14 protein-coding genes are annotated in these 14976 nt (G+C 62.7%); 4 read left to right on the top strand and 10 right to left on the bottom strand.

Features of this window, described 5'->3' with window-relative positions; translation table 11 throughout:
- The 10 genes from bacA to glpK all read right to left on the bottom strand — a co-directional run bounded on the left by bacA (position 1) and on the right by glpK (position 8566).
- Positions 1-1263, bottom strand: coding sequence for a bacteroid development protein BacA (gene bacA / locus ACFHWW_RS16305; RefSeq protein WP_379939387.1), 1263 nt, complete (start codon positions 1261-1263; stop codon positions 1-3).
- A gap of 152 nt (positions 1264-1415) precedes the next feature.
- Complete coding sequence (locus ACFHWW_RS16300; protein WP_379939260.1) at positions 1416-2681, bottom strand: MFS transporter; 1266 nt, start codon at positions 2679-2681, stop codon at positions 1416-1418.
- A gap of 168 nt (positions 2682-2849) precedes the next feature.
- Positions 2850-3599: a type I methionyl aminopeptidase gene (map, locus tag ACFHWW_RS16295; RefSeq protein WP_102762492.1), complete on the bottom strand. Its 750-nt coding sequence runs from the start codon at positions 3597-3599 to the stop codon at positions 2850-2852.
- A 72-nt stretch (positions 3600-3671) separates the two neighbouring features.
- Positions 3672-4715: an LLM class flavin-dependent oxidoreductase gene (locus ACFHWW_RS16290; RefSeq protein WP_379939258.1), complete on the bottom strand. Its 1044-nt coding sequence runs from the start codon at positions 4713-4715 to the stop codon at positions 3672-3674.
- A 173-nt stretch (positions 4716-4888) separates the two neighbouring features.
- The gene (locus tag ACFHWW_RS16285) at positions 4889-5320 is read right to left on the bottom strand and encodes a DUF1801 domain-containing protein (protein ID WP_379939256.1); all 432 of its coding nucleotides are present in this window, start codon (positions 5318-5320) and stop codon (positions 4889-4891) included.
- A 27-nt stretch (positions 5321-5347) separates the two neighbouring features.
- Entirely contained in the window at positions 5348-5815 is a 468-nt protein-coding gene (locus tag ACFHWW_RS16280; RefSeq protein WP_379939254.1) for a DUF1801 domain-containing protein, read from the bottom strand.
- 5 nt (positions 5816-5820) lie between these two features.
- Positions 5821-6045, bottom strand: coding sequence for a hypothetical protein (locus ACFHWW_RS16275; protein WP_379939252.1), 225 nt, complete (start codon positions 6043-6045; stop codon positions 5821-5823).
- Positions 6046-6103: 58 nt separating this feature from the next.
- Positions 6104-6535 (bottom strand): SRPBCC domain-containing protein, encoded by a 432-nt coding sequence (locus ACFHWW_RS16270; protein WP_379939250.1) that lies wholly within the window; start codon positions 6533-6535, stop codon positions 6104-6106.
- Positions 6532-6855: an ArsR/SmtB family transcription factor gene (locus ACFHWW_RS16265; protein WP_379939248.1), complete on the bottom strand. Its 324-nt coding sequence runs from the start codon at positions 6853-6855 to the stop codon at positions 6532-6534. Before ACFHWW_RS16265 ends, ACFHWW_RS16270 begins: the two co-directional genes overlap by 4 nt.
- 217 nt (positions 6856-7072) lie before the next feature.
- Positions 7073-8566, bottom strand: a complete 1494-nt coding sequence (gene glpK / locus ACFHWW_RS16260; RefSeq protein WP_379939246.1) for a glycerol kinase GlpK — start codon at positions 8564-8566, stop codon at positions 7073-7075.
- A 297-nt stretch (positions 8567-8863) separates the two neighbouring features.
- Here glpK and ACFHWW_RS16255 point away from each other — a divergent pair, with 297 nt between their 5' ends.
- The 4 genes from ACFHWW_RS16255 to ACFHWW_RS16240 all read left to right on the top strand — a co-directional run bounded on the left by ACFHWW_RS16255 (position 8864) and on the right by ACFHWW_RS16240 (position 14912).
- A complete protein-coding gene (locus ACFHWW_RS16255) occupies positions 8864-9640 on the top strand; it encodes a 3-hydroxybutyrate dehydrogenase (RefSeq protein ID WP_379939244.1) in 777 nt (258 codons plus the stop codon).
- A 27-nt stretch (positions 9641-9667) separates the two neighbouring features.
- On the top strand, positions 9668-11155 hold the full coding sequence (gene xdhA / locus ACFHWW_RS16250) for a xanthine dehydrogenase small subunit (RefSeq protein ID WP_379939242.1): 1488 nt from the start codon (positions 9668-9670) through the stop codon (positions 11153-11155).
- A 195-nt stretch (positions 11156-11350) separates the two neighbouring features.
- A complete protein-coding gene (gene xdhB / locus ACFHWW_RS16245; protein WP_379939240.1) occupies positions 11351-13684 on the top strand; it encodes a xanthine dehydrogenase molybdopterin binding subunit in 2334 nt (777 codons plus the stop codon).
- A 328-nt stretch (positions 13685-14012) separates the two neighbouring features.
- Entirely contained in the window at positions 14013-14912 is a 900-nt protein-coding gene (locus ACFHWW_RS16240) for a LysR substrate-binding domain-containing protein (RefSeq protein WP_198516614.1), read from the top strand.
- Positions 14913-14976 lie beyond the last annotated feature (64 nt).

The following is a 14976-nucleotide window of genomic DNA, read 5'->3' as shown; positions in this document are numbered from 1 at the left end:
CTACAGAGCCAGCTCTTCCTTACCGCCAGCGTCGATGAACTGCCGGTCGATCTCCGGCAGCGGCTCGTCGACCAGCACCGACTCGAAGGCTTTGAGGCGTTTGTAGATCGACAGCAGCTCGACGATGGTCGTCCAGGAATTGACGAGATACTGGAATGACTCCCGCACCTGCCCGAACACATTCAGCACCTGGTTCATGACGCCGAGTGTGAGCTTTCCCGCCACGATTGCCGGGACCAGCACGAAAGTGCCGAAGAGATTGTCGGCCTGCAGGTAGAAAATGCGGGCGATATTGAAGTACATGTAATGGAAATACAGGCGAAAATAGTTACGCCTGACGTTGTCGAAGAGCTGCGCGAGCGTTATCGGATCGGCACGGTCTTCATGGTCCTCGCCATAGACCAGTTCCTTCCGGTATGCGGCTTCGACGCGCTGATTGCGAAATTCCAGTCCCGGAAGCTTGATGCCGACTGCGGCCAGGAAAACCGTACCAAAGACCGACCAGAATACGGCCGCCCAGACAAGGGCGTGCGGTATCTCGCCGACAATGGGCAAGACGTTCACCTGTTCGGAAAACTTGAAGAGAACCGGGAGAAAGGCGATCAGCGTCATGATAGAACTGACAAGACCGACACCCAGCCTCTCGACTGTGCTGGAGAAGCGCATTGTGTCCTCTTGCACACGCTGCGATGCGCCTTCGACGTGGCGCAGTCTGGGCCAATGCGCGACATAAAATTCATTCATCGCCGTACGCCAGCGAAAGATGTAGTGGCTGACGAAAAAGAGGTTGAGCACACCGACCGTCACCGCCACGAAGGCAATGCCCGAAAATCCGACCATTCCCGAATAGAGCTGTCCTGCGGTGACCGGCGCCGTACGCGCCAGCGCCTGCTGGATCAAATCATAGAACGGGCCGTACCACGCGTTGATCGCGACGCTGACCTGAACCGAAAAATAGGTATTGAAAATGATCAGCGCCGTGCCGAGTACCGACCAATACTGCCACCGATGCGGGCTGTAGGCGAACCAGAACGCGGAGAATAATCCCGAGACCACCGCATAATAGATGTAAAACCAGAGAAAGGGGGTCGACCAGAAAACGGACACGCCGATGACGGGTTCCTGTCCTGGAGGAAGCGGCGGCAAGCCCACGTAGGCGCCAATGTCCCGCCCCCCGGCATACCAGGCAAGGACGGCGAGCAGGCTCCAGACGGCGGAAGATATGAAAAACAGCTTCGGCTTGGGAAAGAAGGATTGGAACAAGGGACGGCACTCTCGTTTCGGGGAGGTCAAGGACTTGCCTCCTGATGCGCCGAAACTAGGGCAAATCACATTGCGCAACAATTACGGAATGCGAATGTTACTGTTATTTCATGTGGCTGCCGACGCGGCCTGCCCGGATCAGTGAGGACCCGTCATCGTGCCAGAGCTTCACTTATCCGGCGCAATTCGGCGAGGACGACGATCCCGCAGATCATGAGAACGACGGCCGCGACGAGGGTCGGCAAAGCGTAGCTTCCGGTGCGCTCGGCGAGCCAGCCGGCGACCAGCGGCCCGACGATCTGGCCGACCCCGAAGGCAGCGGTCATGAAGGCGAGGGCCCGGCGCGGACTTTCGGGGGCGAGTTGTCGTCCGATCTGCAGTCCATAGGCCGTGACCATCATGAAGGTGGCGCCCAGCATCAGCCCGCCGACGAGCGGCGCAAAGGGGGAAGGCAACGAAACCGTCAGAATGAGGCCGGCCGCCTCGACCAGCAATCCGGCCGCATAGACCCCGGCCAATCCGAGACGCGGCACGGCGAAGCGCCAGAGATAGACCGACAGGGCGGCGCTCACTCCGGTGATCAGCCAGGAAAGAAACTCGATGCTGTGGCCGCCGCTCGCGTCGCGGGCCATGGCGACGAGGAACGTGGCAGTGATCACGTAGCCGAACCCGAAAAGGCCGTAGGTCAGCGTCATCGTCATGAGCGGCCGAGATCGGACGAGCCGCGCCTCCGGTGGACCGCCAATGGCGGCGTGACGGCCCGCCGGCAGCAACGCGGCCACCAGAACCGTACCCGCCAGCGCGACCAGACCGCCCGCGAACCAGTCGGCCTGCGACTTCGAAAGATCCGCGACGCCTGCGAGCGGCGCGATCCAGACCACGACGGAGGAAAGCGCGATGCCGAAACCGACGCCGCCGAAATGCACCGAAGGCACGTGCTCGGATCTGGCAGCGAGCCCCTGCCCCAGCACTATCCCCGAGATGAAGATCATCGCAAAGGCGCTCGCCAGACCCGCAAGAAAGCGGATGATGGAATAGGCAAGCACCGAGGACGTAAGTCCCATGGCGGCAAGCAGCACGGTCGTCGCGACGAGAGCCGCGAGGCCGACCCCGCGCTCGCGGCCCTGCGCCCAGCCATAGCCGGCAAGCACCGCGCCTGCGAGATATCCGATGAAATTCGCCGAGGCGACCAGGCCTGCATCAGCAGGAGAAAGGCCGGTGTCGATCATCATCGCCGGCAGGATGGGCGTATAGGAGAACCGGCCGAAGCCCATGGCCACCGCCATGGCGACCGCACCGGCGATCGCGGTCGCCGAGAGACTTCCGCTCGAGCCGCTGCCGGCGGACTCGAAGCCGCTCGGCTCTGTCGAGTGCCTGGGCGCCGGTTCGCGGTCCTGCCGTCTCTGGAGAGTGCTCATGCCCCGTTATTGCATCGCAGCAAGAGAGCGGCAAATCATTATAATTGAACGGTTCATTGATGGAATCGAATGATCTGCGCTGAGAAAAGCGGGAGCGGGTGTGATACCCCCCTCTGCCCTGCCGGGCAGAGGGGGAGAGCCTTCCGTCGCACACTTCTCCTAAGTTGCCTAACCCGGCAGCGTCACGACCAGCGGCCCGCTGCGGGTGACGACCACCGTGTGCTCATATTGGACAGTCGGTGCGCGCGGTTCGCTGTAGAGGGTCCAGTCGTCGTTGCCTCCTTCAGCCCATTGCGCGCCCATCGACAGGAAGGGTTCGACCGTGAAGACCATGCCCTCGGTCATCCGCCGCCGCTCGGACGGGTCCGGCCAGGTTGCAATTTCGCTCGGTTCCTCGTGCAGCGACCGGCCGATGCCGTGGCTCGCCAGATTGGCGACGAGGGAGTAGCGGTTCTTGCGCGCGAACTCGCCGATCGAATTGCCGATCGCGGCAAGCGACTGGCCTGGCTTGACCTGTTTCAAACCTACCCACATCGCCCGCTTGCCGTCGCGGCAGAGCCGGTCGATCTCGGTCTTGACCGGCGGCACGGGAAAGGACGCCCCCGTATCGGCGAAGAGCCCGCCCTTTTCGGCGGAAACGTCGATATTGACGAGATCGCCCGGCTGGATCACCCGGAGACCCGGTATGCCGTGGGCGATCTCCTCGTTGACGCTGATGCAAGTCGCGCCGGGGAAATCATAGCAAAGCTCGGGTGCCGAACGGGCGCCTGCCTCCTCCAGCACCTTGCGGCCGATCGCGTCGAGCTCGGCCGTGGTAATGCCGGGTTCCAGCGCCTCGCCCATCGCCTGTAGCGCATTGGCGCAAATCCGGCCGATTTCCTTCAGCCTTTCGAGGTCTTCGTCGTTGTTGAGGGTCATGGATGTCTCGCTTTCGCGGCCACATTTAGCGCTACGACGCCGCATATGCCAGTGCCGACGGAAGCGGCCGGCTTAGGAAGCGCGCTCCTCCGCCAGCATCTCGCGTACCAGAGGCGCGACCTTGGTGCCGTAAAGTTCGATGCCGTGCAGGATCCGGTCATGCGGCATCGGACCGATCGCCATCTGCAGCAGGAAGCGGTCGTTTCCGAAGAGCTTCCGATGCGCAACGATCTTCCTGGCAACGGTTTCCGGATCGCCGAGGAAGAGATTGCCCGTCGGGCTGATCGCCTGATCGAAATGGGCTCGGCTGGTCGGCCCCCAGCCGCGTTCGCGTCCGATGCGGTTCATCACCTCGGCCTGCGGCCCATAGAACTGATCTGCAGCTTCTTGCGTGCTATCGGCGACGAAGCCGTGGACGTTGATGCTCGTCTTCAGCTTCGACGGATCCTGCCCCGAACGGCGCGCAGCTTCGCGGTAGAGCTGGAAGAGCGGCGCAAACCGTGCCGGTTCGCCGCCGATGATCGCAAGCGCCATCGGCACGCCGAGCGCACCGGCACGCGCAACCGACTGCGGCGTGCCGCCGACCGCAATCCAGAGCGGCAGCGGGTCCTGCAGCGGGCGCGGATAAACGCCCCGATCGTTGATCGGAGAGCTCAGCGCACCCGACCAGGTGACCCTTTCACGATCGCGCAGCGCCAAAAGGAGATCGAGCTTTTCGGCGAAAAGCTGGTCGTAATCGTCCAGCGACTGGCCGAAGAGCGGGAATGATTCGATGAAGGAGCCACGTCCGGCCATGATCTCGGCGCGTCCGTTCGATAGGAGGTCGAGGGTGGCGAATTGCTGGAAGACGCGGACGGGATCGTCGGAGCTCAACACCGTGACCGCGCTCGTCAGCCGGATGCGGCTGGTGCGTGCGGCAGCCGCCGCGAGGATCACCGCCGGTGCCGACGCCGCATAGTCGGGCCGGTGATGCTCGCCGAGGCCGAAAACGTCGAGGCCCACCTGATCGGCAAGCTCGATCTCCTCCAGGAGATCGGCCAGACGCCGGCGCCCCTCGGCTCCCTTGTCGGCTGCATTCGGATCGACGTCGGCGAATGTATAGAGTCCGAGTTCCATGACTGACTTCCTGCGAGGTCTGCGCGCGATGAGGAAAAGTGCGTGAGGCTCCCCGCCCGCATTCCGCGCCTCAACTTATTGGATCTAGCGTGAGGCTAGAGATAATCGGCGCAGGACCAGGTCGCAAATGCGCCTTTGGGAAACGCACTGTTTCCCGCTGATGTCCGCTGGAGTCAGGCGCTCTTCGGCTTCTTCTGCAAACGGGCGCCTGTGCGTACTGATGTGTTCAGCGCCACCGCGGCACGAACGAGCGCGATGAACGCCTCTTCATCGATCTTCTCGCCCTCACGGAAATCGATGGCGCGCCGCGTATTGCCTTCCAGGCTGGAGTTGAAAAGGCCCGAAGGGTCTTCCAGCGAGGCACCTTTGGCAAAGGTCGTCTTCACGACCGCCTTGTAGACTTCGCCGGTGCAGATTATCCCGGCGTGTTCCCACACGGGGACCCCTCTCCACTTTACTTCCTCGATCACATCCGGGTCGGCCTGCTGGATGAGTTTCCGGATACTGGCGAGCGTCTCGCCGCGCCAATCGTCAAGAGCATCGATTTTCGCATCTATCAGTTTGGAGGGAGACGCTTCGTTCGAACCGCTCGTCCTGTTCTCCATGGTCTGCACTTTCCTGATGGTTGTGGCTTACATACGTTCGCCGGGCAATCGGCTGGCTTGCCTTACCCAGGCGGAGAATTGAGCTTCGTCGAGTTGCCCCTCGTAAACATCGAGGTAGCGTACTTCCGGATATTTGGACCTGCCGGGCGGCACAGGATCGAGCGCCGCGCCGCGGAAGAACGTCACCTTGATGTATTTGGTGAAGCAGTGGAAGCTGAGAAACCAGGCATTGTCCTCGACACCGTAGAAAGGCGAGTTCCACTTCACCGCCTTGTGCACGCCGGGAACGGCCTCAACAATCAGAGCATCGAGGCGCCGCCCGATATCGCTCTTCCAGCCCGGCATCGCCGTGATATAGGCCTGCACGGGGGCATCGCCATAGCCCTTCGCGATCTGGGGGTTGCCGCCCGAGAGCAGGGTCGGCCGTCCAGAGGCCGGCTCGGCGGCGGCCTTCTTCGCAACATTCCTGCTCTTCCCGGGCGTCTTGCCGACCATCGTCTTCACCTCATTGCCGCGGGCCGGCCGCTGCGCCTCCTCGCGGCATAGGGTAGCACGAACATATAGAGGCCGGTGAAAAGCAGCAGGAAGAGCGGCAGCAGCGGGGAATAGACCACCCATGCAGGAGGTTCTCCCAATCCCATGGCCGCGAAGTTGGCGATGACGGTTACCGTGAAGACGATGGACAACCACCGGTGGATCTGACGAATCCAGGCGTTCCATTCCATTGAATGATCTCCCATTGACATGAAGCGAGCGAGCCCGCACCGGCCCGACGGTCGGGTTTCAGTTCATACCCGCGAGAACGCGCTCCAGATTTTCGAAGAACTGCTGCCATCCGGCCCTGGCGCCGCCATAGGCCTGCCGCTGATCCGGCCGGAATCCAACCTGCTCCATGCGCAACTGGGTTCCCGTGCTTGTCGGGACGAGGGTGAAGGTCACCACGCTCTTCAAGTCGTAGGCCGGATCCTCATGGGCGAAATTCCAGGCGTAGCTCAGTCTTTTGTTCGGCTCCACGACGAGGACCTCGCAGTCCAACACGCCACCCCACTCGCCGCGCAGGTTGAAACGGTGCCCGACGACAGGACTGAAATCGTTCTTCATCAGCCACTCCTCCATCAGGTGTGGTTGGGTGAGCGCGCGCCAGATCTTCTCCGGCGGATAAGCGATCTCCCGCTCGACGACGACGGAACGTGTTTCGCTCGGCGTTTCGTTCATTGGTCCATCCTTTTCAGTAGGTCTTCGAGATCGTCGAAGCGGTTCTGCCAGAACCCGGCCATCTCACGCGTCCAGTCGACCAGCGGAGCAAGAGCACCGAGTTGCGCGCTATAATAGGTGTGGCGGCCTTCGTGCCGGTCGCGCACCAATCCAGCCTGCTTCAGGACGCCGAGATGTTTGGAGACGACCGGCTGCGAGACACCGGCGCGAGCCGTCAGAGCCCCGACCGTCCTCTCCCCTTCGCGGCACAGCCGCTCGAAGAGAGCCCGCCGAGTGGGATCGGCAAGCGTTCTGAAGAGCATGTCGTGCGCGTCGGACATCTGGGATATATACCCGATTGACTATGGGTTAATCTATAGCCAACGAGCTATGAATGAGTCAAGGGCGTTCGATCAAGACTTTACCAGCTTACCGCGGAGCACCGGAAGCAATACCCTGATAGCGATGCGTTGCATTGTTATCGATATCCTACCCCCCTCTGCCCTGCCGGGCAGAGGGGGGGTGCCGCCTTCGCATCGTAGACAGACAGCGGCCTATTCAAGCCGCAATCAACGTCCGCTTGACCGCGCTGCGCCAGCCCTTGAGCTTCACCTTGCGCGTGGCCTCGTCCATATCCGGTTCGAAACGGCGGTCGCGGGCCCAGGACTTGGCGAACGCTTCCTGGTTCGGCCAGACGCCGGCGCGGCTGCCCGCAAGCCAGGCGACGCCAAGCGCCGTTGTTTCGAGAATGACCGGGCGGTCGACCGGAGCGTCGAGCAGATCCGAAAGGCGCTGCATCGTCCAGTCGGAGGCGACCATGCCGCCATCGACGCGCAGGACCGTATCATTGCCGTTGCGGCGCCAATCCTTGTGCATGGCCTCCAGCAGGTCGCGAGTCTGGTAGCAGACCGCCTCGAGGGCCGCCCGTGCGAACTCTGCCGGGCCGGTATTGCGCGTCATGCCGAAGATCGCGCCTCGCGCATCCGGATCCCAATGGGGCGCTCCGAGGCCGGTGAAGGCCGGCACGAGATAGACCTCCTGCGAGGGATCGGCGCTCTCGGCAAGCGAGCCCGTATCGGGGGCCGCCTTGATCACCTTGAGCCCGTCGCGCAGCCACTGTACCGCAGCACCGGCCACGAAGATCGAGCCTTCGAGCGCGTAGGTCGTTTCGCCGTCGAGGCGGTAGGCAATGGTGGTCAGGAGACGGTTCTTCGAGCGGACCATGTCCTTGCCGGTGTTGAGCAAGGCGAAGCAGCCCGTACCATAGGTCGATTTCAGCATGCCCGGCTTGAAACAGGCCTGACCGATCGTTGCCGCCTGCTGGTCGCCGGCAACGCCGAGGATCGGGATCGCGGCGCCGAAGAGGGAGGGCTCCGTGACGCCGAAGTCGGCCGCGCAGTCCTTCACTTCGGGCAGCATCTCCTTCGGCACGCGCAGAATGTCGGTGAGCTCCTCGTCCCAGGCATTCTCGGCGATATTGTATAAGAGGGTACGCGAGGCATTCGTCGCGTCGGTGCAGAAGCACTTGCCGCCCGTCAGCCGCCAGATCAGAAAGGTGTCGATGGTGCCGAAGCAGAGTTCGCCCCTGGCGGCGCGCGCCTGCGCGCCCTTGACATTGGAAAGCAGCCAGTTGAGCTTCGTTCCCGAAAAATAGGGATCGAGCAGCAGGCCGGTCTTCTTGACGAAGGTCTTTTCCAGTCCCTTCTTCTTGAGCTTGTCGCAGAAGGCGGCAGTACGGCGGTCCTGCCACACGATGGCATTGTGTACCGGCTTGCCGGTCTCGCGATCCCAGACGACCACAGTCTCCCGCTGATTGGTGATGCCGATCGCGGCAACATCGTTCGCGGTGATGCCGGCCTTCTGGATCGCTTCCTTGACCGTGCTGACGACCGTCTGCCAGATCTCCTCCGGGTCGTGCTCCACCCAGCCCGATTTCGGAAAGTGCTGCTTGAACTCTTTCTGCCCGACGCCTGCGATTTTCTGGTTGCCGTCGAAAACGATCGCGCGCGTCGACGTCGTGCCCTGATCGATCGCGAGAATAAATCCGCCCATATGCCCCTCCTCGGCACGCGATTGAAAAGGCCGACCGGAATGCGAGCGGAAGCCCGCATACGCTTTCCTTATACCGCCCCCTCGCCCTTCCTCGAGGGCGACATTCGAACGACTTCAATACGATAGAAAAACGAATGTCAAACGAAAACAAAACGCAACTTTTGCCAAGTGCTGTCGCGGACAGGGACTCTGCTTTGCCGGGCGGAAAAACACAATTGTCACTGCCGCGCATTTGCGCGTAGGCTGATGCTGTTGCGTCGCAATAACCTGTGCGGCATCAGGACGGAGAGAGCGGGAATGACCAGAACTGCGGTGATAACGGGTTCCACGAGCGGCATCGGATTGGCGATCGCCCGGACCCTGGCAAAGACCGGCGCCAATATCGTCCTGAACGGCTTCGGTGCGCCGGACGAGATCAGAGCCGTCACGGACGAAGTCGCAGGCCTGAGCTCCGGTACGGTGCTTCATCACCCGGCCGACATGACCAAGCCCTCCGAAATTGCCGACATGATGGCGACGGTTGCCGATCGCTTCGGCGGCGCCGATATCCTCGTCAACAATGCCGGCGTGCAGTTCGTCGAAAAGATCGAGGATTTTCCCGTCGACCAATGGGACCGGATCATCGCCGTCAACCTCTCCTCCTCCTTTCACACTATTCGCGCCGCCATTCCGCCGATGAAGACAAAAGGCTGGGGCCGGATCATCAATATCGCGTCCGCACACGGCCTCGTGGCCTCCCCCTTCAAGTCCGCCTATGTCGCCGCCAAGCATGGTATCATGGGGTTGACGAAGACCGTGGCGCTGGAGGTGGCGGAGAACGGCATCAGTGTGAACTCGATCTGCCCCGGCTACGTTCTGACGCCGCTCGTCGAAAAGCAGATACCGGATCAGGCGAGAACGCGCGGCATCACCGAGGAGCAGGTGATCAACGAGGTGATGCTCAAGGGACAGCCGACGAAAAAGTTCATCACCGTCGAACAGGTTGCCTCCCTGGCGCTTTATCTTGCAAGCGACGATGCCGCCCAGATCACCGGCACGCATGTCTCGATGGATGGCGGCTGGACGGCGCAGTAATCGACGGCTGAGGGACAAGGAAGTGGCATGGCACAGGCATCCGACAGCATCCGCTTCATCCTGAACGACACCGAGATCGCCCTTTCCGACGTGGCGCCGACAGCGACGCTGCTCGATTTTCTGAGGCTGGAGCGGCGCCTCACCGGCACCAAGGAAGGCTGCGCGGAGGGCGATTGCGGCGCCTGTACGGTGCTCATCGGCCGGCTTTCCAGGGATGGCAGCGGAGCCGAAAACCTCGTCTATGAAAGCGTCAACGCCTGCATCCGCTTCACAGGATCGCTGAATGCCACGCATGTGGTGACGGTCGAGCACCTGGCCGCTGCAGACGGCACGCTTCATCCGGTGCAGCAGGCACTGGTGGATTTTCACGGTTCCCAATGCGGCTTCTGCACTCCGGGGATCGTGATGTCGCTTTACGGGCTCTGGCTTACCACTGAAAAACCAAGCCGCGGGGCGATAGAAAAGGCGCTGCAGGGCAATCTCTGTCGCTGTACCGGCTACGAACCGATCGTGCGCGCGGCGGAAGCCGCGGCGGCGGAGCGCCCGGCCGTTCTCTTCGACCCGATCACCCGCACGCGGGAAGCGGTTACGGCGCGCCTCCAGGCGCTGGGGCAAACGGAGAGGATCGTCGTCCGCAGCGGCGCGGACTGTCTGATCGTACCCGTGGATGCTGCGGATCTTGCAGGCGTTCTCTCGGATCATCCCAGCGCGACGATCGTCGCCGGCTGCACCGATGTCGGGCTCTGGGTGACGAAGCAGATGCGCACGCTCAATCCGGTGGTCTTCATCAACGGCATCGCCGAACTGCAGCGGGTCGAAAGCTCGAAAGCAGGGCTGACGATCGGTGCAGGCGTAAGCTATACGGCGGCGCACGAGGCCCTTTCCTCAGCCTATCCGTCCTTCGGCCGGCTGCTCGACCGCATCGGCGGCGACCAGGTGCGCAACATGGGCACGATCGGCGGCAATATCGCCAACGGCTCGCCGATCGGCGACAGCCCGCCGCCCCTGATCGTTCTCGGCGCGACGGTTACCCTGCGCTCGAAGGACGGTCAGCGCACGCTTCCGCTCGAGGATTTCTTCATCGCCTATGGCAAGCAGGATCGCAGGCCCGGAGAATTCGTCGAGAGCCTCTTCGTCCCGGCTCTGCCCGCGAACGAGCGTTTTGCCGCCTACAAGATCTCGAAGCGCCGCGACGAAGATATTTCCGCCCTGCTCGGCGCCTTCCGCATCGCGTTCGACGGCGACCGGGTGAAAGCCGCAAGAATAGCCTTCGGTGGCATGGCGGCAACGCCGAAGCGGGCGAAGACCGTCGAAGCCGCCCTTGTCGGTCAGCCATGGAACGAGGAGACGATCCGCAAGGCGCAAGCCGCCTTCGAGACCGATTACCAGCCGATCACCGACTGGCGCGCCACCGGCGCCTATCGCATGCTGGCGGCGAAAAACCTGCTGATGCGCTTTTTCCTCGAGAGCATGGGGGAAACGGTGCAGCTTCAGCGGTTCGAGGAGGTGGCATGAGTACCCGTCGCAATATCGGCGAGTCGAAATTGCCCCTCACCGGTTGGCGGGAATGGCTGCCCACCCTAATTCTCTCCCCACTGGCGCGGAGAGCGGACGAGGGCGGCGCGGCAACGTCCCTTCTCCCCGTCAAAACGGTGAGAAGGTGGCCGGCAGGCCGGATGAGGGGCCTCTCCATGCATGGGAGCTCGCGGCATGGATAAGTCCACCCTCGAAGCCCGCACCATCACCGGCCCGATGCACGCACCGCTCCGTCACGATAGCGCCCACAAGCATGTGGCGGGCACCGCGGATTATATCGACGACATGCCGGAACCCGCCGGCACGCTGCATGGCGCGCTCGGCCTCACGGACCGGGCGCATGCGGAAATCCTGGAGATGGACCTCTCCGACGTCGCGGCAGTGCCCGGCGTCGTTTGCGTGATCACCGCCAGGGACATGCCGCATTCCAACGACATCAGCCCCACCCATCTGCACGACGAGCCGGTGCTAGCCGACGGGCGGGTGGAGTTCCATGGCCAGCCGGCCTTCGCGGTCATCGCCGAAACGCGCGACATCGCCCGTCGCGCCGCGCGGCTCGCCAGGATCACCTATCGTGACTTCCTGCCGGCGATCGATGTCATCGATGCCGTGGCAACCGGCGGCGAACTGGTGACCCCCCCGCTGACACTCGAGCGCGGCGACGCCGAAGGGGAGCTGGAGCGGGCGCCCCGCCGCATCCAGGGGCACATGCGAATCGGGGGCCAGGAGCACTTCTATCTGGAAGGCCATATCGCGCTTGCTATTCCCGGCGAGGACGACGAAATGGCAGTCTGGGTGTCGACGCAGCATCCGAGCGAAGTCCAGCGTATGGTCGCGCAAGTGCTTGGCGTTCCATCCAACGCCGTCACGGTGAATGTCCGCCGCATGGGCGGCGGCTTCGGCGGCAAGGAGACGCAGGGCAACCAGTTTGCGGCACTCGCCGCCGTCGCCGCGCGCAAGCTTCGCCGCGCCGTCAAGTTCCGCCCGGACCGGGACGACGACATGACCGCCACCGGCAAGCGGCACGATTTCCTGGTCGATTACGATGTCGGCTTCGACGAGGAGGGACGCATCAAGGCGGTCCAGGCGAATTATGCCGCGCGGTGCGGCTTCTCCGCCGATCTCTCCGGCCCGGTCACCGGCCGCGCCCTTTTCCATGCGGACAACGCCTACTTCTATCCGCATGTGAAGCTCACCTCCCAACCGCTTAAGACCAATACGGTCTCCAACACTGCCTTTCGCGGCTTCGGCGGGCCGCAGGGCATGCTCGGCGGCGAGCGGATAATCGAGGAGATCGCTTACGCCCTCGGCAAGGACCCGCTCGAAATCCGAAAGCTGAACTTCTATGGCGACGCGCATTCCGGCCGCAACGTCACGCCCTATCACCAGAAGATCGAAGACAACATCATCGGCCGGATCGTCGATGAGCTGGAAGCGAGCGCCGACTATCAGGCGCGCCGGGCGGCGATCATCGAATTCAACAGATCGAGCCGCGTGATCCGCAAGGGGATTGCATTGACGCCGGTGAAATTCGGCATCTCCTTCACCCTCACCCATCTGAATCAGGCCGGCGCCCTCGTCCACATCTACACGGACGGTTCGGTCCACCTGAACCACGGCGGCACCGAAATGGGCCAGGGCGTCTATACGAAAGTGGCGCAGGTCCTTGCAGACAGTTTCCAGATAGACATCGACAGGGTGAAAATAACCGCGACGACGACCGGCAAGGTGCCGAATACGTCTGCGACCGCCGCCTCCTCCGGCTCCGACCTCAACGGCATGGCTGCCTTCGATGCGGCGCGTCAGATCAAGGAGCGCCTCGTCGCCTTTGCGGCCGAGCGCTGGCAGACGACGGCCGAAAACGTCACCTTCATCGCCAATCATGTCAGGATCGGTGACGAGCTCGTACCGTTTGCACAGTTCGTGCAGGAGGCCTACGGTGCACGTGTCCAGCTCTCCGCCGCCGGCTTCTATGCGACGCCTGGCATCCACTGGGACAGGGCCGCCGGCCGCGGCACACCCTTCTACTACTTTGCCTATGGCGCGGCCGTTTCCGAGGTCTCAATCGATACGCTGACAGGCGAATACATGGTCGATCGCGTCGACGTGCTGCATGACGTGGGCCGTTCACTCAATCCGGCGATCGATCTCGGCCAGATCGAAGGCGGCTTCGTCCAGGGGATGGGCTGGCTCACGACGGAAGAGCTCTGGTGGGACGAGAAGGGACGGCTGAGGACGCATGCGCCCTCGACCTACAAGATACCCCTTGCCTCGGATCGGCCGAAGATCTTCAACGTGCGCCTCACCGAATGGTCGGAAAACGCGGAAAAGACGATCGGCAGGTCGAAGGCCGTGGGAGAGCCGCCCCTCATGCTGCCGATCTCGGTGGTCGAGGCCCTGTCGATGGCCGTCGCCAGCGTCGCCGACTATCGCGAGTGCCCCCGGCTCGATACGCCGGCAACGCCCGAGCGTGTCCTGATGGCGGTGGAGCGGCTTAGAGGGACCTGAACCGCATCGAGGATATTTCCCCCTATCGCAGGATTTCATCGTCCGGCCGCGGTTCGCGACCATCCATGAAGCCCAAATCTCTCTTCATGTAATCGGATGTCGATTCCAGATCGAGCCGCGCGCTGCGCCCTCGCACCCGCCGCAGGGCTGATGCGGCAAGCCGCATCGCCCCGTTCAACGAGAGGAGTGGTTTTCTTTCAGTATATTCCAATGTATCGCAAGACATCTGAGCACCCTTTGCAAGCGGTGAAGTTGACTTGCAGGATGCCGGGAAAGATGCTCGAATTCCAATCGAACATCCGTCTGTATGCATCAAGAGACCTTATCCATGAAGATGTCGAAGCAGTTCCCGCTGAATGCGCTGAGGGTCTTCGAAGCCGCCGCCCGGCTCGGCAGCTTCACCAAGGCCGGCAACGAGCTCGGCATGACCCAGACGGCCGTCAGCTACCAGATCAAACTCATCGAAGAGAGCGTCGGCGAGCCGCTGTTCCTGAGGCGTCCCCGCCAGATCGCACTGACCGAAGTCGGCCAACGCCTGGCGCCGAAGGTGACGGAAGCCTTCGAACTGATGCAGGAGGCGGTCGCCTCCGCGCGCGGCGATGCAGCGTCGGCCCTGCTCATCAGTTCGACTGCGACCTTCGCCTCGCAATGGCTCGCCCGCCATATCGGCACCTTCCAGCTCGCCCAGCCGAACATGGCCGTTCGGCTGTCGGCGAATGATGCGATGATCGACTTCAGCAAAGAGGCAGTGGACGTGGCAATCCGGTCCGGGTTGGGCGTTTGGCCGGGTCTCGTCAGCCATCGACTGATGAAAGTAGAGTTTACGCCGATGCTCAGTCCCGCGCTCGCCGCGACGATCGGCGGCGTGAATGAACCGCGCGACCTCCTGAAGCTGCGCATCATCGACCCTCAGGACCGCTGGTGGCCGCAGTGGTTTCGCGCTGCCGGCGTCCACGACGCGGACCTCGACGGTCGGGTCCCGACACGGCTCGGCGCCCAGTCCTTCGAAGCAGGCGCCGCGATCGCCGGGCAAGGCGTTGCGATCCTCACTCCTCAATTCTATACCGATGACGTCGCGCTCGGTCGGCTTTATCAGCCCTTCGATTTGCGCGGCAGCGATGGCCACGACTATTGGCTGGTCTATCCGCATGCTCGACGCAACGTCCCGAAGATCCGCAATTTTCGCGACTGGATTCTTTCAGAGTTCAATCAGGATTGCGGCGCCTGAACCTGCAGAGTGGATTGCCGAGAACGCCCCTTTCCCGTTTCGGCTTTTTCTCGCAAGCTGCGTC

The organism is Sinorhizobium sp. P24N7, assembly GCF_042436655.1.
GTDB lineage: Bacteria > Pseudomonadota > Alphaproteobacteria > Rhizobiales > Rhizobiaceae > Sinorhizobium > Sinorhizobium meliloti_A.
Note: the sequence above shows the minus strand (reverse complement) of the source record. Positions and strands in the feature narration are given on the sequence as shown.

Excerpts from the sequence above, each read along its gene's own strand:
- ACFHWW_RS16290 (WP_379939258.1), bottom strand. The coding sequence starts at position 4,715 with ATGGAACTCGGACTCTATACATTCGCCGACGTCGATCCGAATGCAGCC.
- glpK (WP_379939246.1), bottom strand. The coding sequence starts at position 8,566 with ATGGGCGGATTTATTCTCGCGATCGATCAGGGCACGACGTCGACGCGC.
- ACFHWW_RS16285 (WP_379939256.1), bottom strand. The coding sequence starts at position 5,320 with ATGGAGAACAGGACGAGCGGTTCGAACGAAGCGTCTCCCTCCAAACTG.
- ACFHWW_RS16255 (WP_379939244.1), top strand. The coding sequence starts at position 8,864 with ATGACCAGAACTGCGGTGATAACGGGTTCCACGAGCGGCATCGGATTG.
- xdhA (WP_379939242.1), top strand. The coding sequence starts at position 9,668 with ATGGCACAGGCATCCGACAGCATCCGCTTCATCCTGAACGACACCGAG.
- ACFHWW_RS16270 (WP_379939250.1), bottom strand. The coding sequence starts at position 6,535 with ATGAACGAAACGCCGAGCGAAACACGTTCCGTCGTCGTCGAGCGGGAG.
- ACFHWW_RS16280 (WP_379939254.1), bottom strand. The coding sequence starts at position 5,815 with ATGGTCGGCAAGACGCCCGGGAAGAGCAGGAATGTTGCGAAGAAGGCC.
- ACFHWW_RS16240 (WP_198516614.1), top strand. The coding sequence starts at position 14,013 with ATGAAGATGTCGAAGCAGTTCCCGCTGAATGCGCTGAGGGTCTTCGAA.
- ACFHWW_RS16265 (WP_379939248.1), bottom strand. The coding sequence starts at position 6,855 with ATGTCCGACGCGCACGACATGCTCTTCAGAACGCTTGCCGATCCCACT.
- map (WP_102762492.1), bottom strand. The coding sequence starts at position 3,599 with ATGACCCTCAACAACGACGAAGACCTCGAAAGGCTGAAGGAAATCGGC.
- ACFHWW_RS16275 (WP_379939252.1), bottom strand. The coding sequence starts at position 6,045 with ATGGAATGGAACGCCTGGATTCGTCAGATCCACCGGTGGTTGTCCATC.
- xdhB (WP_379939240.1), top strand. The coding sequence starts at position 11,351 with ATGGATAAGTCCACCCTCGAAGCCCGCACCATCACCGGCCCGATGCAC.
- ACFHWW_RS16300 (WP_379939260.1), bottom strand. The coding sequence starts at position 2,681 with ATGAGCACTCTCCAGAGACGGCAGGACCGCGAACCGGCGCCCAGGCAC.